General features: G+C 72.4%; 27 protein-coding genes. 10 read left to right on the plus strand and 17 right to left on the minus strand.

Going from position 1 to position 26,682, the window contains the following annotated elements; all coding sequences use genetic code 11:
• Positions 1-32: 32 nt before the first annotated feature.
• Together SM793_RS06535 and SM793_RS06540 are read right to left on the minus strand one after the other, a co-directional pair.
• The gene (locus SM793_RS06535) at positions 33-1,409 is read right to left on the minus strand and encodes an EF-hand domain-containing protein (RefSeq protein ID WP_320437062.1); all 1,377 of its coding nucleotides are present in this window, start codon (positions 1,407-1,409) and stop codon (positions 33-35) included.
• 97 nt (positions 1,410-1,506) lie between these two features.
• A complete protein-coding gene (locus SM793_RS06540; protein WP_320437063.1) occupies positions 1,507-2,397 on the minus strand; it encodes an oxidoreductase in 891 nt (296 codons plus the stop codon).
• 57 nt (positions 2,398-2,454) lie between these two features.
• Between SM793_RS06540 and SM793_RS06545 the strand changes: the two genes are divergently transcribed.
• Positions 2,455-3,135, plus strand: a complete 681-nt coding sequence (locus tag SM793_RS06545; protein WP_320437064.1) for a DNA-binding response regulator — start codon at positions 2,455-2,457, stop codon at positions 3,133-3,135.
• Here SM793_RS06545 and SM793_RS06550 read toward each other — a convergent pair.
• The 8 genes from SM793_RS06550 to hisC all read right to left on the minus strand — a co-directional run bounded on the left by SM793_RS06550 (position 3,113) and on the right by hisC (position 12,077).
• Positions 3,113-3,724, minus strand: coding sequence for a Uma2 family endonuclease (locus tag SM793_RS06550; protein ID WP_320437065.1), 612 nt, complete (start codon positions 3,722-3,724; stop codon positions 3,113-3,115). The genes SM793_RS06545 and SM793_RS06550 overlap by 23 nt on opposite strands.
• A 127-nt stretch (positions 3,725-3,851) precedes the next feature.
• The gene (locus SM793_RS06555) at positions 3,852-5,444 is read right to left on the minus strand and encodes a HAMP domain-containing sensor histidine kinase (protein ID WP_320437066.1); all 1,593 of its coding nucleotides are present in this window, start codon (positions 5,442-5,444) and stop codon (positions 3,852-3,854) included.
• A gap of 20 nt (positions 5,445-5,464) precedes the next feature.
• Positions 5,465-6,220, minus strand: coding sequence for a response regulator transcription factor (locus SM793_RS06560; RefSeq protein WP_320437067.1), 756 nt, complete (start codon positions 6,218-6,220; stop codon positions 5,465-5,467).
• Between the two features lie 289 nt (positions 6,221-6,509).
• The gene (locus tag SM793_RS06565) at positions 6,510-7,175 is read right to left on the minus strand and encodes a hypothetical protein (RefSeq protein WP_320437068.1); all 666 of its coding nucleotides are present in this window, start codon (positions 7,173-7,175) and stop codon (positions 6,510-6,512) included.
• Positions 7,176-7,191: 16 nt separating this feature from the next.
• Positions 7,192-8,403 (minus strand): ABC transporter permease, encoded by a 1,212-nt coding sequence (locus SM793_RS06570; protein ID WP_320437069.1) that lies wholly within the window; start codon positions 8,401-8,403, stop codon positions 7,192-7,194.
• On the minus strand, positions 8,400-9,257 hold the full coding sequence (locus SM793_RS06575) for an ABC transporter ATP-binding protein (protein ID WP_320437070.1): 858 nt from the start codon (positions 9,255-9,257) through the stop codon (positions 8,400-8,402). Before SM793_RS06575 ends, SM793_RS06570 begins: the two co-directional genes overlap by 4 nt.
• Positions 9,257-10,780, minus strand: coding sequence for an efflux RND transporter periplasmic adaptor subunit (locus SM793_RS06580; protein WP_320437071.1), 1,524 nt, complete (start codon positions 10,778-10,780; stop codon positions 9,257-9,259). Before SM793_RS06580 ends, SM793_RS06575 begins: the two co-directional genes overlap by 1 nt.
• A gap of 226 nt (positions 10,781-11,006) precedes the next feature.
• On the minus strand, positions 11,007-12,077 hold the full coding sequence (hisC, locus tag SM793_RS06585) for a histidinol-phosphate transaminase (RefSeq protein WP_320437072.1): 1,071 nt from the start codon (positions 12,075-12,077) through the stop codon (positions 11,007-11,009).
• A gap of 332 nt (positions 12,078-12,409) precedes the next feature.
• Here hisC and SM793_RS06590 point away from each other — a divergent pair, with 332 nt between their 5' ends.
• The 3 genes from SM793_RS06590 (at position 12,410) to SM793_RS06600 (ending at position 15,967) form a co-directional block, all read left to right on the plus strand.
• Entirely contained in the window at positions 12,410-13,567 is a 1,158-nt protein-coding gene (locus SM793_RS06590) for a LacI family DNA-binding transcriptional regulator (protein WP_078879728.1), read from the plus strand.
• A 148-nt stretch (positions 13,568-13,715) separates the two neighbouring features.
• Entirely contained in the window at positions 13,716-14,939 is a 1,224-nt protein-coding gene (locus SM793_RS06595; protein ID WP_320437073.1) for a metallophosphoesterase, read from the plus strand.
• A gap of 344 nt (positions 14,940-15,283) precedes the next feature.
• On the plus strand, positions 15,284-15,967 hold the full coding sequence (locus SM793_RS06600) for a hypothetical protein (protein WP_320437074.1): 684 nt from the start codon (positions 15,284-15,286) through the stop codon (positions 15,965-15,967).
• Positions 15,968-15,992: 25 nt separating this feature from the next.
• Here SM793_RS06600 and SM793_RS06605 read toward each other — a convergent pair whose 3' ends face one another.
• Complete coding sequence (locus SM793_RS06605; protein ID WP_320437075.1) at positions 15,993-16,928, minus strand: LysR family transcriptional regulator; 936 nt, start codon at positions 16,926-16,928, stop codon at positions 15,993-15,995.
• Between the two features lie 123 nt (positions 16,929-17,051).
• Between SM793_RS06605 and SM793_RS06610 the strand changes: the two genes are divergently transcribed.
• Positions 17,052-17,444, plus strand: coding sequence for a VOC family protein (locus SM793_RS06610; RefSeq protein ID WP_320437076.1), 393 nt, complete (start codon positions 17,052-17,054; stop codon positions 17,442-17,444).
• A 179-nt stretch (positions 17,445-17,623) separates the two neighbouring features.
• Here SM793_RS06610 and SM793_RS06615 read toward each other — a convergent pair whose 3' ends face one another.
• The 4 genes from SM793_RS06615 to SM793_RS06630 all read right to left on the minus strand — a co-directional run bounded on the left by SM793_RS06615 (position 17,624) and on the right by SM793_RS06630 (position 19,033).
• Positions 17,624-18,049 (minus strand): BrxA/BrxB family bacilliredoxin, encoded by a 426-nt coding sequence (locus SM793_RS06615; protein ID WP_320437077.1) that lies wholly within the window; start codon positions 18,047-18,049, stop codon positions 17,624-17,626.
• Positions 18,050-18,193: 144 nt separating this feature from the next.
• Positions 18,194-18,346, minus strand: a complete 153-nt coding sequence (locus SM793_RS06620) for a thiamine biosynthesis protein ThiC (protein WP_320437078.1) — start codon at positions 18,344-18,346, stop codon at positions 18,194-18,196.
• Positions 18,347-18,395: 49 nt separating this feature from the next.
• On the minus strand, positions 18,396-18,815 hold the full coding sequence (locus tag SM793_RS06625) for a PIN domain-containing protein (RefSeq protein ID WP_320437079.1): 420 nt from the start codon (positions 18,813-18,815) through the stop codon (positions 18,396-18,398).
• Positions 18,812-19,033, minus strand: coding sequence for a type II toxin-antitoxin system VapB family antitoxin (locus tag SM793_RS06630; RefSeq protein ID WP_320437080.1), 222 nt, complete (start codon positions 19,031-19,033; stop codon positions 18,812-18,814). Before SM793_RS06630 ends, SM793_RS06625 begins: the two co-directional genes overlap by 4 nt.
• Positions 19,034-19,321: 288 nt before the next feature.
• Here SM793_RS06630 and SM793_RS06635 point away from each other — a divergent pair, with 288 nt between their 5' ends.
• A complete protein-coding gene (locus SM793_RS06635) occupies positions 19,322-19,540 on the plus strand; it encodes a hypothetical protein (RefSeq protein WP_320437081.1) in 219 nt (72 codons plus the stop codon).
• 17 nt (positions 19,541-19,557) lie between these two features.
• On the plus strand, positions 19,558-19,779 hold the full coding sequence (locus SM793_RS06640; protein WP_320437082.1) for a hypothetical protein: 222 nt from the start codon (positions 19,558-19,560) through the stop codon (positions 19,777-19,779).
• Positions 19,780-19,989: 210 nt separating this feature from the next.
• Here the strand turns inward: SM793_RS06640 and SM793_RS06645 are convergent, their stop codons facing one another.
• Positions 19,990-20,370 (minus strand): hypothetical protein, encoded by a 381-nt coding sequence (locus SM793_RS06645; RefSeq protein ID WP_320437083.1) that lies wholly within the window; start codon positions 20,368-20,370, stop codon positions 19,990-19,992.
• A 927-nt stretch (positions 20,371-21,297) separates the two neighbouring features.
• Between SM793_RS06645 and SM793_RS06650 the strand changes: the two genes are divergently transcribed.
• The 3 genes from SM793_RS06650 to pucL all read left to right on the plus strand — a co-directional run bounded on the left by SM793_RS06650 (position 21,298) and on the right by pucL (position 25,219).
• On the plus strand, positions 21,298-22,302 hold the full coding sequence (locus tag SM793_RS06650; protein ID WP_320437084.1) for a GlxA family transcriptional regulator: 1,005 nt from the start codon (positions 21,298-21,300) through the stop codon (positions 22,300-22,302).
• A gap of 723 nt (positions 22,303-23,025) precedes the next feature.
• Positions 23,026-24,069, plus strand: coding sequence for a hypothetical protein (locus tag SM793_RS06655; protein WP_320437085.1), 1,044 nt, complete (start codon positions 23,026-23,028; stop codon positions 24,067-24,069).
• Positions 24,070-24,310: 241 nt separating this feature from the next.
• Positions 24,311-25,219, plus strand: coding sequence for a factor-independent urate hydroxylase (gene pucL, locus SM793_RS06660; protein ID WP_320437086.1), 909 nt, complete (start codon positions 24,311-24,313; stop codon positions 25,217-25,219).
• Positions 25,220-25,282: 63 nt separating this feature from the next.
• On the opposite strand, the gene SM793_RS06665 is transcribed toward pucL, so the two are convergent.
• Positions 25,283-26,653, minus strand: coding sequence for a hypothetical protein (locus SM793_RS06665; protein ID WP_320437087.1), 1,371 nt, complete (start codon positions 26,651-26,653; stop codon positions 25,283-25,285).
• Positions 26,654-26,682: the final 29 nt, after the last annotated feature.

A 26,682-nucleotide genomic window follows, 5' to 3' on the forward strand; every position in this document is an offset into this window, starting at 1 on the left:
TCGGGCCCAGCAGCCGTCGGGCCCGCCAGCCGTCAGGCCCGGCCGAGCAGCTGCGTCCCCGGGGCGGACGGGGCGCGGGCGGTGAAGTAGTCGACGAAGCCGCGCAGGAACTCCGCGGCAGTGATCACACCGTCCCCGTCGGTGTCCAACTGCCGAAAGCCGTGCGAGAGTTCGGCCGGGTGTACCCGTCGGCCGTCGAACAGCACCCGGTACTCGGCGAAGTCCAGCAGGCCGTCCCCGTCGGCGTCGGCCGCCGCGAACACCGCCCGGAGCGCGGGCATCAGCCCCCGCTCCAGGTAGGCCGGGTCCCGGTCGCAGCCGGCCAGCGTGGCGGCGATGTACTCGGCCCGGGTGACCCGGCCATCGCCGTCGGCGTCCATGCTCGCCCGCAGCTCCTCCCACCACCGCCCGAAGGCGTCGTACAGCCGGGCCTCCCCCTCCTCGGAGAGCTCCAGCTGCCAGCACACGTTGTGCGCCATCGCCCGGAAGTCGTGGGCGGTGAGGTGGCCGTCCCCGGTCTGGTCGAGCACCTCCCGGAAGAACCGGTCCAGCCGCGGCGGCCTGGTGTCCTGCCGGGGCGGCCGCCGGGGCCGGCCGGAGGAGGCCGCCCCGGGGGCGCGGTAGCGGTGCCGGTCCGGCAGCCTGGTGGCCACCGCCCGGCCGCCGCGGTGCAGCAGCAGCGAGAGCAGCCGCCCGCGCCGGGTGGGCACCAGGCCGAAGCGCTCGCGGAAGACCGCCGGGAGGTCCGCGACGGTCAGGTCGGCGACCAGCCGGGCGACCACCGCGCTCAGCACCCGCCAGCCGACCGGGCCGAGCAGGCGCAGCCGGCGCGGACAGGGCGCCTCGCGCAGCACGCCGTACAGCAGATGGCGGGCGGTGTCGGTGAACTCCAGCTCGTCGAGGACCGTCCGGCGCAGCCGGGCCCGCAGCTCGGCGGCGGTGGCGGGCAGCTCCCCCGAGGACAGCCCGAACACCGCCGCGATCCCGGCGAACTCCTGGTACGAGGCTTCGAGTTCCTCCGCCGAGTACGGCTCGCCGCTCAACTCCCGCATCGCGACGACGCTCTCGAACAGGGTGAGCAGCACCCAGGCCCGGGTGGCCGGGTCGCGGGCGTCGTAGGAGCGCCCGTCCTCGGTGGTGCCGCGGATCCGCCGGTGCGCCCGGTCGAGCCGCTGGACCTCCCGCCAGAGCTGCTCCTCGTCGGCCTGGAACAGCCGCCGCCCGCTGGCCATGGTGTGCTCCACCCGGCGCCAGGGGTGACCGCGGTAGGTGGAGTGCTCGGCCATCCCGGCGGCGACCACCGGGTGGGCGGCCTGCAGCACCACCAGCCGCCAGGCGACGAGCACGATCCGCCACTCCGAGAGGTCCCGCCGGAAGGACCCCCCGGGACCCGCTGCTGACGCTGCCATCCTGACCGCTCCTGGGAATCGGGGGATCTTCGGGTACGGGCGGGGCCCTTCCCGGCGGTCCGGCGGGGAAACCAGGAGCAGGATTCATCAGACAGTCCTACTTGGCGGACACTGTCAGCTTCTCCAGCTCCGCGAGGTCCGCCGCGTCCAGTCGCAGCGCGGCGGCGGCGACGTTCTCCTCCAGGTGCGCCGGCGAGGAGGTGCCCGGGATCGCCAGCACCGACGGCGAGAGCGCCAGCAGCCAGGCCACCATCACCTGGGCCCGGGTGGCGCCGTGCCGCTCGGCGACCCGGCGCAGGGCCGGGTGCTCGGGCACCCCGGAACCGCCGAGCGGGTAGAACGGGACGAAGGCGATGCCCCGCGCCGTGCAGTCCGCCAGCAGCCGGTCCTGCTCCGCCGTGCGCTCCAGCACGCTGAACTTGTTCTGCACCGTCACCACCGGGGCGATCGCCTCGGCCTCGGCGAGCTGGGCCTCGTTCACATTGCTGACGCCCAGGTGCCGGATCAGCCCCTCCTCGCGCAGCTCCGCCAGCGCGGCGAAGGGCTCGGCGATCGAGGACTGACTGGGCATCCGGCGCAGGTGGACCACGTCCAGCCGGTCCACCCCCAGCTCCCGCAGATCGCGGTGGACGGCGGCCCGCAGAGCCTCCCGGTCGGCCGGCTCCAGCCACCGGCCCTCCGGGTCGCGGCCCGGGCCGACCTTGGTGGCGATCACCAGCCCGTCCCGGTAGGGGTGCAGGGCCCGCCGGATCAGGCCGTGGGCGGAGACCTCCCGGAAGAAGTAGAACCAGGCGGTGTCGATGTGGTCGACGCCCAGCTCGACGGCCCGACGCAGCACCCGGACGCTCTGCTCGGGGTCGCAGGCGGGCCCCTCCCAGTCGCGGGAGGGCAGCTTCATCGCGCCGAAGCCCATCCGGGACACCGGCAGGTCGCCGCCGAGGAGGAAGGTGCCGGCGGCGTTCGCGGGGAGTACGGGGTTCGTCGTCATGGCCCCAAGCCTCGGCCCGGCTCGCCACGGCCCCGACCGATCTGGCAGTTTGCTGCCATGAGCACCGATCGGATCATCACCCTGCACGGCGAGCAGGAACTCGTCCAGCGGGCCGGACACCTCTTCGTCGCCTCCCGCGAGGAGTTCCTGGTCGCCGCCACCGATCTGATGACCTTCTCCGCGGGCGTCAACGCGGCCTTCCGCCAGGGGAAGCGGCCGCACGTCGTCCCCGGCCTCACCATGCGCAAGCTGTACAGCCGCCGGGCCCTGGCCGACCCCGAGTCGCTCCGGCGGCTGCGGCGGATCGCCGCCTCCGGCATCGAGATCCGGATCTCCGACGGGCCGATAGCCCGGGAGGCGATCGTCATCGACCGGCACACCGCGATCCTGGCCGGCGCACCGGTGCGGGGCGTGCACGCGTACACCGTGGTGCAGGCGCCGGAGGTCGTCGACGGCGTGCGCTCGCTGTTCCGCGCCACCTGGGAGACCGCCACCGCACTCGCCGACTGCGCCGCCCCGCCGCCCCCGCTGACCGGCCAGGCCCGCGACACCCTGCGCGCCCTCGCCGCCGGTCACACCGACGAGACCGGCGCCCGCCTCCTCGGCGTCTCCCTGCGCACCTACCGCCGCCGGGTCGCGGACCTGATGACCTCGCTCGGCGCCTCCTCCCGCTTCCAGGCCGGCCTGCTCGCCCGCGGCCTCCTGGACGAGGAGGTCAGTCCCGCCGCTCCCCGGTGATCCCGGGCCCGAACGCGAACCCCTTGGCGGGACCCTCCGGGACCACGGCGTCCTCGCCGTACGGGGTCCGAACCGAGGACGCGTAGGCGCCGCGCTCGGGATCGGGGCCGGTGAGGACGGTGACGGCGCCGCCGTCGTCGTAGTCGTCGATGATCACGTAGACCGGGATGCCGGCGGTGGCGTAGGCACGGAGTTTGAGGACCCGGTCGCGCTGACGGTTCGTGTGACCGGGTGAAACGGTCTCGACGATCAGCTCGACACCCGAAGCCAGAATTCCCAAGCCTTCGGGGTGAAAGATCTCCTCAAGGTCGTCAGGCGCGACGTAGACATCGGGAATCGTGACCTTGAGACCGCTGATGACGTTGCCGTCGCTGCCCGGAGCCCAGCCCGTGCCGCGCAGATGATCATGCAGCGCGAGCACGATCCGCCGGTTGATCATCATGTGCCGGGCCCCGCCTGCAGGTGACATCCCGATGGCTCCCTCAATGATCTCCGCGTGGTAGCCCTCGGGAACATCCATGGCCTTCCACACCTGCCACAGCGCCTGGTCCAGGTTCACGACGGTCTCCTCGGCTTCGAGCGCGAACATTGAGACACCCCTTATTCCCGTCCAGTGTGATCAGCCCGTACAACTCCGCACAAGCCGTACCCGCACACTCGCACCCCGTCGCCCCGATACCGGGGTGAACGAAGCGGATTCACTCGATCGGGGGGTTTCAGCGCTGGTGGGGGAGTTCCAGGCGGAAGGTCGCGCCGGTGCCGGGGGCGGTGTGGAGGGTGAGGGCGCCGCCGTGGGCGTGGGTGAGGGCGGTGGCGATGGCGAGGCCCAGGCCGGCGCCGCCGCGCTGGTCGTGGCGGCTGCGGGAGGCGTCGACGCGGTAGAAGCGGTGGAACACCAGCGCGGCCTGGTCGGCGGTGAGGCCGGGGCCGGAGTCGGCGACCTCCAGCAGGCACAGGCCGCCCTCGTGGCCCACCCCGATCCGGACCGGGGTGCCGGGCGGGGTGTGCTTGACGGCGTTGCCGACCAGGTTGGTGACCACCTGGCGGAGCCGGGCCTCGTCGCCGAGCACGGGCGCCGGACCGGGCGGGCCGCTGCCGGCCGGGCCGGTGAGGGCGACCGGGCGGCTCGGGTCGAGGGCGGTGAGGTCGTGCAGGGCGTCCGCGGCGAGGGTGCGCAGGTCCATCGGCGCGAGGTCGAGCGGGCGCTCCTCGTCCAGCCGGGCGAGCACCAGCAGGTCCTCGACCAGGGTGCCCATCCGGATCGCCTCGTTCTCGATCCGGCCCATGGTGCGCCGGACGTCGGCCTCGGCGGGCAGGGCGCCCATCCGGTACAGCTCGGCGAAGCCGCGGATGCCGGCCAGCGGGGTGCGCAGCTCGTGCGAGGCGTCCGCGACGAACCGCCGCATCCGGCCCTCGGACTCCGCCCGGGCGGCGAAGGCGGCCTCGATCTGCGCCAGCATGCCGTTGAGGGCGATGGACAGCCGGCCGACCTCGGTGTTCGCCGGGAGGGCCGGCATCCGGTGCGAGAGCTCACCGGCGGCGATCAACTGGGCGCCCTCCTCGATCCGGCGCAGCGGACGCAGTCCGGTGCGGACGGCGAAGAAGCCGAGCGCCGCGATCACCAGCAGGACGACGCCCCCGATCGCCAGGAAGGCGGTGCGCAGCCGGTTGACGGTGGTGTCGATGTCCTCGCGGGAGACGGCGACCATCACATAGGCGGCGTTGGGCGTGGGCGCGGCGAAGACGCTGACCGGGGCGCTCTGCCGCTGGACCGGCAGGACGATCGCCCGCCAGCTGCCCCGCCCGCGCTGGTCTGGCAGGTCGACGGGGGTGTCGGAGCCGACCGCGGCCGGGTCGAAGCCGTCCAGCTGCGGCGCCGGGTCGGTCTCCGACATCGGCTGGCGCACCACGAACTGCACCTTGCCGTCGGCGGACAGGTACTGGACCAGGTACTGGCTGGGCAGCGCGGCCAGGTACTGCGGGGAGCGCTTGCCGGCGACCGAGGGCTGCTGCTTGGACTCCGCCCAGCTGTTGCGGGTCGGCGCGCGGCGGGCCAGCGGTTCGCCGAAGCGTTCCAGCTGCTCGTCCAGCCGCTGGACCAGCTGGTGGCGGACGGTGCCGAGCACCACGGTGTCGCTGACCACCAGGCCGGTGGTGACCAGGGCGAGCACCAGCACCAGCAGCCGGGCGCGCAGCGACATCCGGCCGAGCGGGCGGCCGAGGCGGCGTCCGAGCGGCAGGGTGAAGGGGCGGGTGAAGGGGCGGGCGGAGAGGCGCGCGAGCGCGCGGCGGGGGAGCGGGCGGGGCATCGGGGCGGCGGGGTCCGGGGTCAGCTCTGCGGGGGGCGGCGCAGGGCGTAGCCGATGCCGCGCACGGTGTGGATCAGCTTGGGCCCGTGGCTGGGCCCGGAGTCGAGCTTGCGGCGCAGGTAGGAGATGTAGGACTCGACGATCGACAGGTCGCCGCCGAAGTCGTAGGCCCACACGTGGTCGAGGATCTGCGCCTTGGAGACCACCCGGCCGACGTTGGCCATCAGGTAGTGCAACAGCTTGAACTCGGTCGGGGAGAGCGCGACCACGACGCCGCCGCGGGTGACCTCGTGGGCCACCGGGTCGAGCACCAGGTCGGCGACGATCAGCCGGCCGTCCTCGGCCGGTCCGCCGGAGCGGCGCAGGATGGCGCGGATCCGGGCGATCAGCTCCTCCAGACTGAACGGCTTGGTGACGTAGTCGTCGGCGCCCGCGGCGAGGCCCTGGACCTTGTCCCCGACGCCGTCCTTGGCGGTGAGGAAGAGCACCGGCAGGTGGTCGCCGGGGTGGCCGTGGCCGGGGCCGGCGATGAGGCCGCGGCCGGTCTGCTCCCGGAGCCGCTCGACGACGGTGAAGCCGTCGAGGTCGGGCAGCATCACGTCCAGGACGACCAGGTCGGGGCGGTCGACGGCGATCAGTTCCAGCGCCTCGGCGCCGCTGGCGGCGGAGGCGACCCGGAAGCCGGAGAAGCGGAGCGAGGCGGACAGCAGCTCGCGGATGTTCGGTTCGTCGTCGACGACGAGCAGGTAGGCCTCCCCCTGGCCGCCGCTGCTCACCGCCGGGATTCCTGGTGTCGACACAGTGCCTTGCACGGGGGTTCCGCCTCCCGGTCGGACGATGGCGTTCAGCTTGAGGCTAGCTCGGGGAGGCTATGGGCCATCGATGAATGTTGGATTAACACCTTATCGGGCGGTTTTGTGCGGACAGACCCCCAGGTCGGGCACCGATGGTGCGCGTACCCGCCACGACAGTACTCCGGCGCGGACCGGCGGGGGGACGCGCGTCCCGGCCCGGCCTCCGCCGGGGCCGGGACGCGCGGCCGTACGGCGGGCGTACGGCGGCCGGTCAGCCGCCGGAGCCGGCCCGGGAGCCACCGCCGGCACCGCCGCCGAACCCGCCGCCGCCGGCACCGAACCCGGTGCCGCCCTCGACCAGCTGGGTCGCGGCGTAGCCCCCGTCGGCCGGGGTGCCGACCACGGTGACGCTCTGGCCGGGCTGCAGGTCGCCGACCTTGCCCTCCTTGTTGAGCTGCACCTTGGTGGAGTCGCCGGTGGTCACCTTGACGGTGTTGCCGTTGGCGTCGGTCAGATAGACGGTGGTGCCGTCCACGGCCTTGACCGTGCCCCGGGTGAAACCGCCCTGGCCGCCCTGGCCGCCGCCGGTGCCCTGACCCCCGTTCTGGCCGCCCTGGCCGCCCTGGGCCCCCTGGCCGTTGCGGCGGTTGCCGCTCTGGCCGGTGCCGGTCGCCCCCGGCCGCGGCTGCTGCGCACCGGCGGCGGCCGTCCGGCCGGAGGCCCCGGACGCCCGGTCGGGGCCCTGGTCGCGCTGGTACCAGACGCCTCCGGCGAAGGCCGTCGTGGCGATCACCGCGGCGGACAGCACCAGCGGCACCCAGGGCAGCCGGCGCCGCGGCGGCGCGGCCAGCTCGGCGGTGACGTCCCTGCCGTCCGGCGCGGTGGACAGCAGGACGACCTGCTCGGCGGGGGTGGACGGCTCGGTCTCGTTGCTCATGGTCCGCGGTCCTTGGTCACTCGTGCCGGAGGGCGTCGATCGGGCGCAGCGAGGCGGCCCGGTTGGCGGGGTAGCTGCCGAAGAACAGGCCGATGGCGACGGCGGTCCCGAAGGCGCCGAGCACCGATTCGGGGATCACCACCGGCTCGATGCCGACGATCCGGAAGTGCGAGCCGGCGATCCCGGCCAGCACGCCGAGTCCGGCGCCCACCACCGAAAGCAGGGTGGCCTCGGTGAGGAACTGCCCGAGGATGACGCCGCGGGGGGCGCCGAGGGCCTTGCGGATGCCGATCTCCCTGGTCCGCTCGGTGACGGTGACCAGCATGATGTTGGTGATGCCGATCCCGCCGACCAGCAGCGAGATCGCGGCCACTGCGCCGAGCAGCACGGTGAAGGTCCTCGTGGTCGACTCCCGGGCGCCGAGCAGCGAGGTCTGGCTGCTGATCCGGAAGTCCGCCTTGGCCGGGTCGGCGATCGCGTGGGTGCCGAGCAGGATCCGGGTGATCTCGGACTGGGCCTGCGCGGTGGTGTCCGCCGAGGCCGCCTGCACCATGATCTGGTTCACCGGGCCGAAGCCGGTGAAGGCGTTCTGCACGGTCGGCAGCGGTGCGACCAGCACATCGTCCGGGTCGGTGAAGCCGGTGCCGCCCTTGGCCTTGAGCACGCCGACCACGGTGAACGGGGTGCCGCCGACGACGATCGGCTTCCCCACCGGGTCCGCGGTGGCGAAGAGCTGCTTCGCGGTGGTCGCCCCGAGCACCGCGACCTTGCGGGAGGCCAGCACGTCGTCCTGGGTGAAGTACTCGCCGTGGTCGACCTTCTGGTTGGCGGTCTCGAAGTACGCCGGGTAGGTGCCGACGATCGAGCCGGGGCTGTACGAGATGTCCCCGTTCAGCGCGGTGCCGGCGGCGGTCACCACCGGCGCCACCGAGCGGACGGCGTTCGGGTCCGCCTCGGTGGCCAGCGCCTTGGCGTCGGCGACGGTCAGCTTCCTGGCGCTGCCGGCGGAGCGCGCGCCGCCGAAGGAGGAACCGGACGTGACGGTCAGCGAGTTGGTGCCGAGCGAGGTGATCGACTCCTTGACCGCGACGGAGGAGCCGTTGCCGACCGCCAGCAGCAGGATCACCGAGGCGACGCCGATCAGCACCCCCAGCATGGTGAGGGCGGAGCGGACCTTGTTGGCGGCCAGGCCGCCGGCCGCGAAGCGGAGGGTCTGCCAGAGGATCACGCGGGCACCCCCGCCCGGTGCGCGGCGGGCGGGGGCCCGTCCACCGGGGCCTGCCGGAGGTCCGAGACGATCATGCCGTCCACCAGCCGCAGCACCCGCTTGGCGTGCCGGGCGACCTCGTCCTCGTGGGTGATCAGCACGACCGTGCGGCCGGTGGCGTTGAGGCCGTCGATCAGCCCGAGCACCTCCTCGGTGGAGCGGCTGTCCAGATTGCCGGTGGGCTCGTCGGCGAGCAGCATCGCGGGGGCGGTGACCAGGGCCCGGGCCACCGCGACGCGCTGCTGCTGGCCGCCGGAGAGCTCGTTGGGCCGGTGCCCGGACCGCTCGGCCAGGCCGACCAGGGAGAGCGCGGCGAGTGCCCGCCGGCGGCGTTCGGCGGCCCGCACGCCCGCGTAGGCGAGCGGCAGCTCGACCTGGGCGAGCGCGGTGGTGCGCGGGACGAGGTTGAAGGACTGGAAGACGAAGCCGATCTTGCGGTTGCGGACCAGGGCGAGCTGCCGCTCGTCCAGGTGGCCGACGTCGGTGCCGTCCAGCAGGTAGCGGCCGTCGGTCGGGACGTCGAGGCAGCCGAGGATGTTCATCAGCGTGGACTTGCCGGAGCCGGAACTGCCCATCACGGCGACGTAGTCGCCCTGTTCGATGTCCAGGTCCACGCCGAGCGGGGCGCCGGTGGCGGGGTCGTCCGGGCCGCGCAGCGCGTGCACGGTGGCGTCGCCGTGGCCGTAGGACTTGGTGAGGCGGCGGATCCGGATCACCGGGGGCGGCGTGGCCGGGTGGGCCGGCCGCTCCGGGTGGGCCGGGCCGGGGGCCGGCCGGGAGAGGCCGGGGAAGGCGGGGAGGGCGCGGCGGGCCATCAGCGGCCACCGCCCCGGCCGCCGCCCGCGCCGCCCGCACCGGCACCGGCACCGCCGCCGATCCCGGCCACACCCGCACCCGCACCTGCGCCCGCGCCCGCGCCGCCGCCGGTCCGGCCGCCCTGGCCGCCCTGGCCGCCGTTCGCGCCCGGGAAGGAGCCGTTGGGGAAGCCGTTGGACCCGCTGGTGGAGGCCAGTTCGACCTTGTCACCCTCGGCCAGCCCGGTCAGCACCTGCACCGTGGTGTCGCCCTCGACCCCGACCCCGACGGTGACCCGTTCGGTGCTGCCGTCCTGGTGGACCACGGTCGCGGTGCGGCTCGCGCCGGTGCCGGACAGCGCCGAGGTGGGCAGCGAGAGTGCGTCGTCCGCCTCGCCCGTGACCACCGAGACGGTCGCACTGAGGCCAGTCCGCAGCTTGCTGGTGTCACCGGAGATCTGGAGCGTCGCCGAGTACTGCACGGCGGCCGAACCACCGCCGGAGCCGCTCACCGGCAGCGGGCTGACCGACAGCACCGAGGCGTTGAACCTGCTGTCGGACTGCGCGTTCAGGGTGACCGTGGCCGCCTCGCCCTTCTTGAGCTTGAGCGAGTCCAGCTCGGAGAAGTTCGCGGTGACCTGCATGCCGGTCGGATTGGTCAGCACGATGAAGCCGCTGGGGGCGGTGGCGGAGCTCCCGGTCGACTTGGCGCCGGTGGCGGAGGAGCCGCCGCCGGTCGCGCCGACCGTGTCGCCGGCCCTGGCCGCCACCGAGGCGACCGTGCCGTCCACCGAGGCGGTGAGCGTGGTGCCGGCCAGCGCCGTCTGCGCGTTGGAGAGGTTGGTCCGCGCGGTGGCGAGCTGCTGCTCGGCCTGGGCGACCGCCGCCTCGTCCACCTTGGTGGTGGAGACGGTGGTGGTCTGCGGCTCGGGGACGGCGGGCGGCGCCGCCGGGACGGTGGCCTGCGCGGACGGGGCGGTCTGCCCGGACGGGTCGGCCGACGGGGCGGACGCGCTGCTCCCGCCCGCCCCCCGGCCGCCCGTGGCGCCGGAGCCGCCGGTGGCGCCCGCGCCGCCCGTGCCGTTCCCGCCGGACGAGCCCGACGAACCGTTGACGGCCTTGGCCGGCAGCTGCTGGACGGTCGTCGTGGTGACGCCCGCCCTGGCCTTGGTCAAATTGACCGAGGCGGTGTTGAGCGCCGCCTGCGCGGCGTCCACCTGCTGCTGGGCGGCCGTGGTGTCCACGGTGGCGAGCACCTGCCCCTTGGCCACCTGGTCGCCGACGGCGACCTTGACGGCCGTGAGCCGCCCGCCGGTGGTGAAGTCCTGGGCGGCGTCGGTGGGCGAGGCCAGGGTGCCGGTTCCGGACACCGTGGCCAGGACCGTGCCCTTGGTCACCGTCGCCGTCCGGACGGGGGCCTTGGCGGCCGTGGTGCCGGAGCCGTCGTCCAGCACCGTGTACGCCAGGGCGGCGGCACCGAGCAGGGCCACACCGAGCGCGGAGTTGACGAGGACGGCACCTCGCCGTCGCGGGAACACCTTCATGGCGGACAGCTTCCCGGGGCGCTCTTGCACCGTCCTGGGCGCCGACTGGGAGAAGGCTGACCGGCCGAACCGGGCATTTGCCGCGCTCCGCCCGCCACCGGGGCCGGCTTGGCCGGTTCCGGACGATCCGTTGACCGTCCTCCCAGCCGTCTCCCAGGAATCCCCAGGCATTCCCGATCGTCCGGACCGGCGGTCGGGCCCCGCGGGGCCCGACCGCGCGCGGGGGCTAAAGCTCCTTGCGGAACGCCTCCGCCACCGAGAGGAAGATCGAGTTGCCCTCGACCTCGCCGATCGAGATCCGCACGCCCTCCGGGAACGGCCGGACGATCACCCCGGCGGCCGCGCAGGCGGCCGCGAAGTCCTGCGAGCGCTCGCCCAGCTCCAGCCAGACGAAGTTGGCCTGCGAGTCCGGGATCTCCCAGCCCTGGGCCCGCAGACCGGCCACCACCCGGGCCCGCTCCTCGACCAGCGCGTCCACCCGGACCATCAGCGCGGCCTCGGCCCGCAGCGAGGCGACGGCGGCGTCCTGGGCGATCTGGACCACGCCGAACGGCACCGCGGTCTTGCGCAGCGCGTTCGCGACCGGCTCGTGCGCGACCGCGAAGCCGACCCGCAGACCGGCCAGGCCGTAGGCCTTGGAGAAGGTGCGCAGCACGCAGACGTTCGGGCGGTCCCGGTAGAGGTCGAGGCCGTTGGGCACCTCGGGGTCGCGGATGAACTCGATGTACGCCTCGTCGACGACGACCAGCACCTCGGCCGGGACGGCGTCCAGGAAGCGCTCCAGCTCGGCGCGGTGGATCACGTTGCCGGTGGGGTTGTTCGGGTTGCAGACGAAGATCAGCCTGGTCCGCTCGGTGACCGCGGCCAGCATCGCGTCCAGGTCGTGGTCGCCGCCGGCGGTGAGCGGGACCTGGACCGGGGTCGCGCCGGCGACCTGGGTGATGATCGGGTAGGCCTCGAAGGAGCGCCAGGCGAACATCACCTCGTCGCCCGGGCCCGCCGTGGCGAGGATCAGCGACTGGGCGACGCCGACCGAGCCGGTGCCGGTGGCGATGTGCTCGACCGGCACGTCGAAGTGCTTCGCCAGTTCGGCGGTCAGCTCGGTGACGGCCATGTCCGGGTAGCGGTTGAGCTTGCCGGCCGCGGCGACCGCCGCCTCCAGCACGCCCGGGAGCGGCTCGTACGGGTTCTCGTTGGACGACAGCTTGTAGGCGTCGGGGCCTGCCGGCTTGCCGGGCTTGTAGGTGGGAATGCCGTCCAGGCTCGGCCTGAGGCGGGGGCCCTGTGCTGCGGTCACGGTCGGTCTCCTTCGGTCTTTCCGCTGCGTTCGCCCGCCACGGTCGGGTTCGCCGCCGTGCCCGGGAGTCCGAACGCGCGCGGTTCCACCCCGGTCGGGTGCCCTGAACGATACCGATCGCACTCACCCGAAGGGGTGAGATGCCCGGTCGGGTTACAGACGCGGATCAGCCATTCTGCTGGGTTCCTTTGGCACATGTCAGAGGTAAACCAGCTGGTTCCGTGCGGGGATCGAAGGGGCGCACATGGGCTCACTCACGGAGAAACGTATCTCCACAGGCTCCCGATGCGCCGGTCACAGACCCTTGTCAGGAGCCATACGATCGGTCCGCCATGACAGCAGCAGCCAACCAGAGCGGTCGGCGGCCCACCACCTCACGGCGTCTGGAGCGGGCCGGCATCCGGGATGTGGCAGCAGCCGCCGGAGTGTCGATCACCACCGTCTCCGACGCGCTGAACGGGAAGGGCCGCCTGCCCGACGAGACCAGAAGCCGGGTGCGCGAAGTCGCCGAGCGCCTCGGCTACCGCCCCTCGGCGGCGGCCCGCACCCTGCGCACCGGACGGTCCGGCCTGATCGGGCTGACCGTCACGACCTACGGCGAAGAGCCGTTCACCTTCACCGAGTTCGCCTACTTCGCCGAGATGGCCCGGGCCGCCACCAGCGCCGCCCTGGGCCGCGGCTACGCACTGGTGGTCCTGCCCGCCTCGTCCCGGCACGACGTCTGGGGCAACATCGCCCTGGACGGCACCGTGGTGATCGACCCGCCCGACCAGGACCCGCTGGTCAGCGAGCTGTACCGGTCCGGCGTCCCGGTGGTCAGCGACGGCAAGCCGGGGAACTGCCCGGTCACCGCCTGGGTGGACAACGACCACGAGGCCGCCGTGCTCGGCATCCTCGACCACCTCTCCGAGGCCGGCGCCCGCCGGATCGGCCTGCTCACCGGCACCAGCACCGACACCTACACCCGGCTCTCCACCGAGGCCTACCTCGGCTGGTGCGCCAAGGTCGGCCAGGAACCGGTCTACGAGACCTACCCCGCGCACGACCCGGCCGCCGGCGCCGTCGCCGCCGACCGGCTGCTCGCCCGCCCGGACCGGCCGGACGCCGTCTACGGCCTGTTCGACCCCAACGGCACCGACCTGCTCGCCGCCGCCCGCCGCTACGGCCTGCGGGTGCCGGACGACCTGCTGCTGGTCTGCTGCAGCGAGAGCGACGTCTACGCCACCACCGAGCCGCCCATCACCACCCTGTCGCTCAAGCCCCGGCGGATCGGCACCACCGTGGTGAACCTCCTGATCGACGCCATCGAGGGCGTGGACTCCGGCACCGGCGTGGACATCGCCCGGCTCTTCCCGCCCCGCTTCCGCACCGCCGGCACCGGGCCGCCGCCCGGCACCCTGATGCCGACCGAACTCATCGTCCGCGCCTCCTCGCAACGACGGAGCCCGCGCACCACGGTCAGCCCGCCCCGCCCGCCGGGTGAGGTGTGACCACCGGGACCGCACCCCAGCGGGCTGTGGTCCGGCCCCTACCGAGTCGGGACAAAACGGACCTGACGGACCGCCCGGCTGACGCTCCGGAGGATTGGATACCCACCAGGTGACGACGCCGGGAGAGTGGTCTTCCTATGATGGGCGAATGACACCCGAGGACCGCTTCCCCGGGCCTGAACACCCGGACTCAGGCCCACGCCACCAGCCGGACCTCGACGTGCTGCCTTACGGCACCTATTACGAACCGGACCCCAACGGCGGGTACTCCCCGACCGGCTACGAGGCCGAGACCTACAGCGGCTACGGCGGCGCCCGGTACCTCGAACAGCACTGGCCGGCCACCGGCCCCGACCAGGGCCACACCGTGCACTCCCAGAACGGCCCGCCCGAGCAGGCCGGTTACGAGCCCACCCTGCCGGACCACCCCTCCCCCGCCCACGGCGGCCACCCCGGCGACGGCCCCGGACCGCAGAGCGACGACCCGCCGACCATCGAGCTCGGCCCCCCGTTCGCCGAACCCGGCCAGCCCTACCACCCGTACCCGGCCCCCGGCCCCGGCGAGCCCCCCGGCCCGCTCTACGTCGTCGGCGACGTGCACGGCTACCTCGACGAGCTCCGCACCGAGCTGCGCCACCAGGGCCTGATCGACGCCGACGGCCACTGGTCCGCCGGCCGGTCCCGGATCTGGTTCCTCGGCGACTTCACCGACCGGGGCCCGGACGGCATCGGCGTCATCGACCTGGTCATGCAGCTCGCCGCCGAGGCGGCGGCGGCCGGCGGCTACTGCCGGGCCCTGATGGGCAATCACGAACTGCTCTTCCTGGGCGCCGCCCGGTACGGCGACGAGCCGGTCCAGTCCACCGCCGGCACCGCCTCCTTCCTCGCCGCCTGGCGGCTCAACGGCGGACAGCAGAGCGACCTGGAGCGCCTGGAGGCGCACCACATCAGCTGGCTCTCCCGGCTCCCGGCGATCGCCCTGGAGGACGGCCACCTGCTGCTGCACTCCGACACCACCGCGTACCTGGAGTACGGCGAGTCCATCCCCGAGGTCAACGACGCCGTCCACGACCTGCTCGCGGACGAGGGCGTCGACGAGTGGTGGGACTGCTTCCGCCGGTTCACCAAGCGCTTCGCCTTCCGCGGCGACGCCGGCCCGACCGCCGTCCGCGAACTACTGGACGCCTACGGCGGCACGCGTGTCGTGCACGGCCACAGCCCGATCCCGTACCTCACCGGCGCGGTGAACTCCGACGACGGCATGCCGCCGCACGTCCCGGGCCCGTACGTCTACGCGGAGGACCTCGCCGTCGCCATGGACGGCGGGGTGACCATGGAGGGCCGACTGCTGGTCTCCCGGCTGCCGATCTGATCCGTCGGGGCGCCTGCACAGCGGGGACCGGCACGGCCGCACGGGGGCGGCCACCGCGCCACGGGGCCGGACCGCACGCGGTCCGGCCCTTCCGCCGTCACGGAACACCCTCCGCCCACGGCAGGTGACGGACCGTCGACCGAACGCGCGTTCCCGGCGCACGGGCGGTCGCGCACGCGCACCCCGGGGCGCGAAATTCCGGAAAGTCACTGTCTACCCGGCCGCGCCCACCCCTACCATCGGGGACACACCACACCCGGCCGCCCCTCCGGCGGCCCGACTCCGCGCCCCGCCCCGTGCCTGTCGGGGCGGAGAGCGCGGGGGTCCGCACGAACGGGGTCCCCATGAACGACGCCCCGCACCTGCTCGCCGAGGACCGCCCGGACTTCGAGCGCCTCCTCGACGAAGCACTGCGCGACGACAGCCTCCGCACCGTCCTGCGCGCGCCCGGCGCGCCACCCTCCGACGACCTGCGCGCCCACGCGCTGGCCTCGGCCGACAACGTCGCCGCCCCGGCGGCCACCGAGTACCAGCACTACCTGCGGCTGCGCGAGAACCTGCGCGCCACCCCGCCCGCGCCCGGCGAACCCGCCGCGCCCGGACTGCTCACCCAGCTGCGCTCGGAGAACGGCGGCGCCGGGCTGCTCCCCGTGCTCACCGTGCTCACCCCGATCCTCGCCTGGACGGCCGCGCTGGTCCTGCTGCTACTCGGCTACGCGCTGCGGGCCGCCGACCCGGACAGCCCGCTGGCCCGCTCACTGCTCACCGCCGGGTGGCTCGCCCTCGCCGCCGGGGTGGCCGCGATGGCGGTCGGCATCGTCGGGCTGATCCTCACCGCCCTGCGGGACGGCTCCGCCCCGCCCACCGTGCCCTTCCCACCGGGCACCGACCCCGAACTCGCGGCCGAGCTGGACGACGCCCGCCGGGACTGGCAGCGCGCGCTGCGCGAGCGGGCGCTCGTCCCCCACCTCACCGCCGCCGCCCGGGCCGCCACCGCCCCGGCCCTGACCGGGCCCGACGACAGCTGAACCGGGACGGGCCCCAGGACCCGCCCTAGGAGCCGGCCGCCGCGGAGTCCGCCGCCACCGGGTCGGCCGGCACCGAGTCGGCCACCACCGAGTCGGCCGCCGCCCGGACGAACTCGCGGACCCGCTCCGTGGTGTTCCCCTCCCGCCAGACCGGACCGCGCTCGATCAGCGGGGCGTCCTCGATCGGCACATAGGCGAGGTCCGGACGCGGGTGGTAGCGCAGCGAGAGCTCGCCGACCGGCAGCACCCCCCGGCCCAGCGCGACCAGCGTCAGCATCTCGGAGAAGGTCTCGCCGACCGGGCCGGGCGGCACCGGCCGCCCCGACGGGGTCCGGTCCGGGGTGCGGTCCCGCTTGAAGGCCGCCGAGGTCACGGCCGGGTACTGCACCACCGGGTGGTCGCCCAGCACCTCCAGCGACACCGAGGCGGCCCGCGCCAACGGGTGCCCGGCCGCCACTGCGAGCACCCGGCGCTCGGTCATCAGCACCGGGCCGTTCGCCATCCCGTCGAACGGGAAGGCGGCGATCAGCACGTCCACCGAACCGTCCAGCAGACTGGACCGGGTGTTCGCCAGCTGGGCCTCGCGGACGTCCACCAGGCAGTCCGGGTGCCGCTCGTTGAACAGCGCGACGGCCCTGAGCAGCACGGGTGCCGTCCCCTCCCCGAGGAACGCCACCCGCAGCTCCCCGGCGACCCCCCGGTTCGCCTCGGCCGCCCGGCGCACCGCCGCCGTGATGCCGGCCACCAGCGGCGCCAGCTCCTCCGCCAGCCGCAGGCCCACCGGGGTGATCCGCACCGACCGGCTGGTGCGCTCGAACAGCGAGCCGCCGAGCCGCCGTTCCAGCTGTCGCACCACCTGGCTGACCCGGCCGGTGCTGAGCCGCAGGCGTTCCGCGGCGCGGCCGAAGTGCAGCTCCTCCGCGAGCGTCAGGAAGACCTCGATCTCCACCCGTTCCAGCACCGTCCACCCCTCCACCGTTTAGTCCGGCTCAATGATCGTTGACCGATGCCGTCTTGATGACACCGGCTGCCTGGCGGATCGTGGAACACGTCACCGGCAGCACCCCTCCCGACTGGAGCCATCATGACCGCCATCCGCGTGAAGGCCTTCGACCACCTCGTGCTCAACGTCCGCGACATCGAGCGCTCGCTGGAGTTCTACGGCGGCCTGCTCGGCCTGGAGCCGGTGCGGGTCGAGGAGTGGCGCGCCGGCAAGGTCTCGTTCCCGTCGCTCCGGGTCACCCCCGAGACGATCATCGACCTGATGTCCCGCCCGCGCGGCGAGTCCAACGTCGACCACATCTGCCTCACCGTCGACCCCCTCGACTGGCAGCAGGTCATCGACGCCGGCGTCTTCCACGTCCTGGAGGGCCCGGTCCCCCGCTACGGCGCCCGCGGCAGCGCCACCTCCATCTACGTCCAGGACCCGGACGGCAACACCGTCGAACTCCGCTGGTACCCGGAGGACGCCGCCTGACCTGCACCGCCCCCGACCGTGCGGCGGGCGGGAAACGGCCGGAGCCGATCGTGAGCGCCTGGGACGTCTGACCACCGAAGGGCGGCCGTCCGGGCGTCAGCACCCGGGCGGCCGCCCTTCGGTCCCTGTCGCCCACCGCACGAAGGCAGGGGCCGTAGCGGAGCGACGGCAGGTCGGGACTACCCGCCGAACTCGTCGAACACGGCACCGAGATCACTGGCCACGACCTGGGCGTCACTGCCCTCGATGCGGTGGCGCGGCATGAAGTAGACGAGTTCGCCGTCCTTGAACAGGGCGAACGAGGGCTCGGACGGCGGGATGTCCGCGAAATGGGCACGCATCCGCGCGGTGGCTTCCAGGTCCTGCTCGGCGAAAACCGTCAGCAGCCTGTCGGGGCGCTTGGAGCCGTTCTCCAGCGCGATCCGGACCCCGGGCCGGGCGATGCCGGCCGCAGTGCCGCTCACGGCGTTGATGACCACGAAGGTCATGCCCGTCCCGATGTCCCCCATCGCGGCGTCGACTGCCCCGGAGTCCAGCAACTCCTTGAACCCGATCGAAGTCAGCTCCTCCTTCATCGGCTTCACCAGCAGCGGTGAGTACGGCATACCAGCTCCTCACACAGAGAGATCAAGGCCGCACTCAAGGTAGCCGAACCGAGGTGGCCGTGTCCGCGGAACCTGCCGACGGACACAGCACCGCCCCGGCAGGCGTCGAAGCCCGCCGGGGCGCTACCCGGCCGCGAGTGGACGTCAGTCCGCCAGCGGGAGGTGGACCCGGTTGCCCTTGGCCGCGGACTCCTCCGACTTGGCGGCCATTCCGGTCACCGCCTCGGCATCGAACTCCGTTGCCACAGCCGTCGAACCGTCGCCGTGCTCGTCGCGGGTCTTTTGCGAGATCTTCATCGGGCAGAACATCAGTAAAAGCACCACCTCGCGGCATGCCGCTACCCGCCTATGCCGGAATGTCGCGGACGCTGCGCTGGTGGACGTCGGGCAGGACACCCGCCGCGGTGAGGAAGTCGTTGTCGTCGTGCAGCACGATCAGCCCGTGGTGAGCTGCGGTCGCACAGATCATCAGGTCGACGGTGGACAGCGCCCGGACGGCTCCACCGGCCCGGGCGAGCTGGAACTGCGCGGACTCGATCCAGCCCCAGATGTTCTTCGGCAGGGGCACGTCCGGGTACAGGTCCGCAAACATTTCGCCCATCTGCTCGTAGTGGACGAGGTTGCGGGCGGAGTGACGGAACTCAGTGCGTTGCGGAGCACAGGATCCGATGACGCGCAGGTCAATGTCCTCTCCCCACGCGTCGTTCAGGTGCGGTTCGCGTGCCAGCCGCCACACGGCGGTGGAGTCGGCGAGGTACTGGATCACTCCTTGCCGCGCTTCTCGGCGTCACGGAGCTGCTGCCATCCCTCGTAGTCCCACTGCTGGGCGGCCTGCATGTGCCGAGCGCGCTGGGTGGCCCGCTCGTGGCGCTCGGCGTACTCACGGAGGGCTGCGTTGACCACGTCCTTCTTGGTCGCGCCGCCGGAGACGCGCAGGGCCTTCGCCAGGGCGTCATCGTCCAAGTCGATCGTCGTCACGCTCATGCTTGGCTCCCCTATATAAGGCCAATACTTCTCTTGAATATGGTAACGCACAGAGGTGGTGGGGGGTGGGGCCCCCCCCCCCGCCCCCCGGGACGCGGCTCATCCGTAAGGTGACCTGCCTCGGCGCAACCGCCATGGCCGCACTCTCGGGACTGGCGCTCGCGCCGGCCGCCCACGCCGAGGGGAACACCGTCTCCAGCCAGGTCTACAAGTTCTATCCCGGGGGAGGTATGTACACGACGCGGACGGGGGAGATCGACTTCGTCGTGACCACCCCTGGGCATCCGCATGGACTTCACCCAGCCCTACGTCGTCAGCGGACAGGGCGGCCGCTACCAGATCCAGGGCAAGGTCGTGCTGCAAGCCTGCGTGGCCAGGAAGCTACCCGTCTGCGGTCCTTCCTCCACAGTGACCTTCGACGACGTGGTGAACGCCATGGGTCCGCAGACCGGGGCAACGGCTCACTCGTCCAACTCCACCGTCTTCCCCATCTTCACCACCCCCTAGCCAGGAAGGAAGCTCCCGTGGTCGCAGCACCGGCAAGGAAACTGTGGGCAGGGTTCTCGGGCGTCGTCCTCGCGCTCATCCTCATCGCCGCAGGCATGGGGTACGCAGCACCGGAGCCTGCCAAGTCACCGTGGATCCTGGCACTCGCAGCCGCCCTGTTCCTGGGCGGCGCCGTGCTCCTGACACGATCCGTCCGCAAACTGCGGCACGGCGGCCACGGTGGTACGGACGTCGGCTAGCACCCCAGCGGAGCGGAGTACCCGTCCCTGTGGCCCCACCCGGCGACGTGGATGTGTCGGGAGATCCGGGGGCTGCGTGGCTGTGGCCGGTCTGACCCAGTCGAGGTCGGGCCGGCCACAGGTGGCACCCGAGGTGCGCCGGTGTTCGGATCGGGATCAGTTCGTCCTGTCGCCGCGGGCAGAGTGTCACAGCACGCCTGGACCGCTGCCTCAGAACGGGAATGAGACGACTCCGGCGCCGATGGCGGACTTCACGAGTCCGGGCGAGCCGATTCCGAAGGCCGCGGCCAGGGAGTAGGCCGGCGCCGCCTCGGCGGCGGTGGTTCCCGAACCCGTCGGCCAGTGCGCTCTCGCACTGCCGTCGGTCATGGCGTGGAGTTCGCCGATCGGTACCCCCTCTCGCAGCAGCGCGCTTCGGCTGGTGGTGGTGGTGGGGGCCAGACGGTAGTCGTGGCCGCTGTAGCGGACGTCGACGCGCCGGGAGCGCCTCCTGATGAAGCCGAGGCCCGGCTGGACAGGGACCGCCTCGCCGCTGATGCGCAGTTCGAGGTCGGCGGGGGCGCGGCTGCCGAGGGGGGTGCGGTGGTCCATGATCTAGCGCGTCTGGTACGAGTAGCCGACTGTACTGGGGCTGAGAGGGCACAGGGCGACCGACTTCTTGCCACGCCCACCCAGGACCCGTAGACCGGGAAGGTGATGCCGTGGGAGTTTCCGCGTCCCCGCTCCACGGTGCACTTGATGACGGCGCGATGCTCGTTCAGGTTCAGCGGCCCCGGGCTTACGCAGTACGAGCTGGCCTCGCCCCGGCCGAAAGAACGGTCTTGCTCATCGGGGAGAACATCGGGGCACTTCCTTCGGGTCGTGACCTGCGGCCTTACGGCCGTAGACGAAGGCGGGCGAGGCATTCGCCCGCCCTGAACAGAGGCAGCGGGTCCGCACGGCCCCGGAGGTGGTGCCGCAGCGGACCGGGCACGCCTGTTGACGTGGAGCGCGTGAGTTCCCGCGATCAGTGGCGGTATCCCAGGACTCCGTCATCGCGCAGAGGCGCACAGGTCATCCGGTCGGGAACGAGAGCGGCACCGCGCCGGTGGCGGACGCAAGCGGGTGACTGTGACCGGCCCAGCGCCACTTTGGCGGCCTGCGCGGATGAGGTGCTCGTCACGAACCAGGTCTGAGTGCCGCTCACCCAACCAGCCCCGGTCGGCCGGATGGTGGGAATGGTGACGGTCCACAGGTTCATGGCCTTCTCCGTCCTGCATCGATCGGCTACCGCAGCCCAGCCTTGCGCCGGGCGATCGTGGCGGCAAGGACGGCATTCCCGCCTTTCACGCCGCCCTGCGGGTCCTGCCCGGCCGCGCTGCCACTCTCCTCTGAATCGTGGGGTTTCGCCGTGCGGGGCCAGCCATCGGACCGGGCTCACCCGCCCGCAGGGCAGGCATCGGCGTTGCCTGCGGCATGGCATGGAAAGGGGGGCGTGTGGCGTTGCCGCCATGGCCGGACGGGTGGAGGCTGGACGGTGTGACGAAGGTCCGCGATGTCCTGTTCATCTTGTTCGACGGTGTCGTCGGACTGGACGTGGCCGGCCCGCTGGAGGTGCTCGCCGCGGCGAACGCCTACCGCGCCGGCCGCCCGCCCGCGACACCGGACGGGGCGGCCTACCGGATCCGCACGGCCAGTCCGCAGGGGCGCGCGGTGCGCACCTCCAGCGGACTCACCCTCTCCCCGGACCTTGACCTGTACGCGGCGCCCGTACCGCACACCGTGCTCGTCCCAGGCGGCTCCACCACACCGGACGGGAGCCTGGTCCTGGACGTCGACGTCGTCGCCTGGCTGCGCGCCAACGCCCCACGTTGTCGACGGACCGCCTCGGTGTGCACGGGCGCGTTCCTGCTGGCCGAAGCGGGCCTGCTGGACGGTCGCCGCGCCACCACGCACTGGAGCCGGACCGCCGAACTCGCCACGCGCCACCCCGCTGTGCGGGTCGAGGACCAACCGATCTTCGCCCGCGACGGCCGCATCTGGACCTCAGCCGGCGTCACCAGTGGCATCGACCTCACCCTGGCCCTCGTCGAGGACGACCTCGGACGCGACGCGTCCCTGACAATCGCCCGCCACCTCGTGCTCTTCCTGCGCCGTCACGGCAACCAGCAGCAGTTCTCCACCCAGCTGCGAGCCCAGACCGCCGAGCGGCCGGGACTGCGCGAGATCCAGCAGTGGATCGCCGACCATCCCGACTCCGACCTCAGCGTCGACGCGCTGGCTCACCGCGCCAGCATGTCCCCACGGCACTTCACCCGGGCCTTCACCGCAGAGACCGGCGTCCCGCCCGGCCGCTACGTCGACCGCACCCGCCTGGAGACCGCCCGCCATCTACTGGAGGACAGCACCGACAGCATCGACCACATCGCCCACCGCGCCGGCTACCCCAGCCAGGAAGCCATGCGGCGCGCCTTCCACCGCACCCTGGGACTCAGCCCGCTGCAGTACCGCACCCAAGCCGGGCACAGCCCGGCCCCACACTGACCCGGCTCTGCTCCGGCGATCACGCCCTCGAAGACGCTCCTGCGACCCTCGGCGGTACGAGGACCGGCGGGCTGGCTGTCAGCGCGCCCGGACCACCCCCGGACACCCCCGCACCACAGGAACGCCATCCGTGGCACCAGCGCCCCGGGCACCAACCTCGCACCGCCGCCCCAACGGCCATACGCCGCCCTGAGCCGCCGGTTCGCCTCACATCCTCGACCTGACCCCGCCCTCCTGGGGAGAGAGACGCCTCGCGCCCCAGCGGTGACTCGACGACCGGCTCCCCCGAACTCCAGCCCCTGTACCGATATCGAGGGCGGGCAGCGGTGAGGCGGCCCAGGTCCGCAGGGATGGGCGGATGATTCGCGGGCAGGCACGGTATTCCATCGTGATCAGGGGCTCAACACCTCATGATCCCCCGGAAGCCGTGCCAGCCTTCATCCGGCCCCGGTCTCCGAACTCCGCCCGCACCGATTCTGAATCAGCACCGAAACAGACGGATCTCGGAACGATGTCGCCCTGACACGATGACGATTCTTCATTTTGTGTGACTGTTGACGGTTTCTGGTGTCGGAGATTCCAAGGGGCGCAGGAGGCCGCGTAGCTGCACAAATATTTCACATTGGCTCGTTTCCGTGGAATCATTTCGTAGTCGGTGTGTCACGATCGTGTCCAGCCAGCGGGAAACGACTTGCCCGGCTGCTTACGTTTCGGAGGCGCTCCATGCCCGACTCGACCTCGCCCGAACCCGCCCGGCTCGGGCGACGCAGCCTGATCAAAGCCGCCGGCCTGGGCGTCACTGCGCTGGGTCTGGGGGCTGCTGTCCCCGGTGGTGCCGCAGTCGCGGGTCCGCGCGGCACGCCCGCGGAAAAGCCGTCCCGGTTGCTGCTCAACACGGTGAATCTTTATTGCAGGACGGCCACGGCCGTCTATGACGGCAGTGGCAATGTGACTATCGACATCACGGTCGGAAACTTCGGCAGCGTGGCCGCGACCGGCCCCGTCTCGCTCAAAGTACTCACTCCGTTCTACGCCAACATCAACGCGCTGCCGACTGTCGCCGGCGGCACATCCAGCTGGCTCTATGAGAACGCCGCACCTGAGGTGCCGTCCATCATCAAGGTCGCCTTCGACGGCTTCCCCGCCAATTCCACCAAGACCCTCACGCTCTCATGTGCTCTGGACGCCGGTCATCCCAACCTGCCGCCGATCGGGCGCGCGATCTTCACCACCGACGCGGCCAACACCACCGATGCCGACAGCGATCTGACCCGTAACAACTGGCTGTTCACCTTCCTGGGGGCCAGCCTGGCCGCGCCGACGGCCGGCAACGCGAACCTGTACTTCACCGTCCCCCAAAAGCCCCTCGTCGTGGGCGGCGCGGCAGAGAGCATTCCATTCAGCTTCTACAACGGGGCCGGCACCCTCCTCCACGGCACCTCACACCCGGCCTGCTTCACCTTCACGACGCCCTTCCACACCCGGGTTCCTTCCGCCGGCCGTCCTTCCGGGCTCACCGCCCTGTACGAGAACGACGACCCGGCGATCCCCTCGGTCTACCAACTGGCGGTCCCCGCCGGCTTGGGGGCGCTGGGACCGCTTGTTCCCACCGTCATCAACATCCCCTTCCAGGTCCAGAACGACGCCCCCCGACAGCTGATCCCCGCGACCGGCATCATCGTCCCCACCGGGAGCGACACCCAGGGCGACCGCTCCACCAACTCCACCCGCTTCAGCATCCTTTCCACCGCGAACGCCGCCGTATAAGGGTTCCTTGGCCGTGGTCGGGTCCTGGCCTAGCTCCGTCGCCCCCAAGAGCAGCCGTCACCTTCCCAATGGTGAATCGGCACGAGCGCCGCGTGCACCCGAGCTACACCGCAAGACGCCCAGATCGGTGACCTGCAGACTTCGGACGGCCAGGCCGGCCAGAGGATCACCGGGGCTGTCCGCAACCTGTGCCTTGCCGTACCGTCCCATGCGTTCTGCGACCCCCAGGAGCTGGCCCGTCATGCGCATCGTCCTCGGACAGAACCAGTACGGCAAGGAGCAGGTCAGGGTCGTTCGTGTGCAGCGCGGCCCCGAGAGCCACCGGATCAAGGATCTGAGTGTCAGCATCTCGCTCTCCGGAGATCTGGACGACACCCACTTGGGCCGTGACAACAGCAAGGTTCTCGTCACCGACACCCAGAAGAACACCGTCTACGCGTTCGCCAAAGAACACGGAATCAACGAGATCGAGGACTTCGGCATTCTCCTGGCCCGGCACTTCGTCGACTCGCACCCGCCGATCCACCGTTCCCGCGTTCGGATCGAGGAGTACTCGTGGAACGCGGCCCTTCCCCCGGAATCCCTCGATGCGGAGAGCGCCCCGCCTGCCCAGCATGCCTTCACCCGGTCGGGCAGCGAGACCCGCACCGCGGAAGTCGTCTACGACGGCACACAGTTCTCCGTCACCTGCGGCCTGACGGGCCTGCACGCCTTCAAGACATCAGGATCGCAATTCCAAGGCTTCGCCCAGGACCGCTACACCACGCTCCTGGACACCGCAGACCGCGTCATGACCCCCGCCATCACCGCGCGGTGGCGGCACCGCACAACCACGGACGACGGCCCCTCCGACGGCTGGACCCGCGCTCACCACCGGACGCGCACCCACATGCTCCAGGCATTCGCCGACACCTACAGCTTCTCCCAGCAGCAGACGCTGTACGCCATGGGCACCCGCATGCTCGAACACCGCGGAGAACTCGACGAAGTGCGCCTCTCGCTCAGGAACATGCACCACCTCGCCGTCGATCTGAACCCCTTCGACCTCGACAACGACAACGAGGTCTTCTACGCCCCCGACCGGCCCTACGGCATCATGGAGGGAACCGTACTGCGCGAGGGTGCCACAGCCCGTATCCCCACGGACTGAAGCGGACAGATCCACTGAACGACACCACCGGTTGTCTGCCTCGTCAGCGGGGAGCGCCGGTTCCTACCGCTCGGGCAGGGCTTCCTGCAGCGGCATCCGGGCCGGCGGGGACAAGCGGGTCAGCGTGCCCGCGACGGCGGGGCGGTGTGCGTGCGGGGCGAGTCGCTCGCCGAACCACTCCTGCAGGCACGGGGACAGGCGGCCGACCAGGGCGAGCGCGTGGTCGATGTCGGTTGCTGCCGCGTCGGCGTCGCCGAGTTCCAGCCGAGCCACCACCACTGCCCGCAGACGCTCGCCCAGGTGGGGGGAGCGGTGGGCCGGTGCGGCGTCCGGCGCCGACTCGAAGTACGCCAGCGCCCGCTCGGCGCGGCCCAGGAGCAGCCAGGTGTTGCCGTGGGCGAGGGCGAGGTACCTCTCGTCGACCGCCGCGCAGGAGGGTTGCGCGTCGGTGTGCCACGGCGGGGCGCCCCGCAGGGCCCGGCCGGCCCGCTCGAGGGCGCGCACGGCTTCGCCCGCATCGCCGAAGGCGGCGAGCGAGCGCGCTTCCCGGCTCTCCAGGGCAGCCGCCAACCGCGGCGCAGGCCGGGGAAGGACGGTACGCGCGGCGGCCATCAGCGCCAGTGCGTCGCCGGGATCGCCGAAGCGCAGGTGCCGGACGGCGAGCTGGGAGAGGTAGGCGGCGGTGTGCCGCCGGGATCCGGCCGCCGCCGCGGCGCGGAGTGCGGCCAGCGCGTAGCGCTCGGCCCAGGTCTCCTCGCCCTGGGCGCCGCACAGCCACGCGCGCAGGGCGGCGGCACGTGCGGCCAGCAGCAGCAGTCGGGAGCCGTCGGGGCTGTCGGGGCCGTGGGCTGTGAGCAGCGGGGTGATGAGGTCGTACTCGGCTTCGGCGGCCGTGTGCAGCGCGGCCACCGGGATCGGGGTTCCGGCCTCGAGTGCCTCCAGTGCACGGAGCCGGGTCCCGGTCCAGGCGAGTGTCTTGGCGAGGGCGGGGTGCCCGCTCGCAGAGCAGCTTCGGGGGGCATCGGAGAGGCAGGTGAGGGCAGCGCGGATCTGGGCGGCGAGCACCGGGCCGGTGACGGTGAGGTGCGCGGCGCACGGCCCGGCTGCCAAGGGGAGGCTGTTGATGGCGGCGATGGCGCCGTCCGCGGTCCACGGCCTCGTCAGCAGGCTCGTGTCCCCGGTGGCCGGGAGCAGCCAGTGCGGCCAGCCCAGGCGCAGGACGTCGTCCTGGGGGATGTCGTGGATGTGGGCGATGGCCAGCTGCGCGGTGGTCTCGGGGGCGATCCGGCCCGATTCCCAGCGGGACACCTTCTCCCGGCGCGCGGCCATCTGCCCGAAGCCGAGCTCGGCGTGCGTACGCGCGACCAGCCGTGCGTAGGCGGGGTGTGAAAGACCGATCGAGGTCCGCAGAACCGCCAGGGGGTGCAGTGCCATGCCAATGCTTTCCATTTTTAGGATTTCCC

Origin of the sequence: Kitasatospora purpeofusca (genome assembly GCF_034043715.1) — a bacterium.
GTDB lineage: Bacteria > Actinomycetota > Actinomycetes > Streptomycetales > Streptomycetaceae > Kitasatospora > Kitasatospora purpeofusca_A.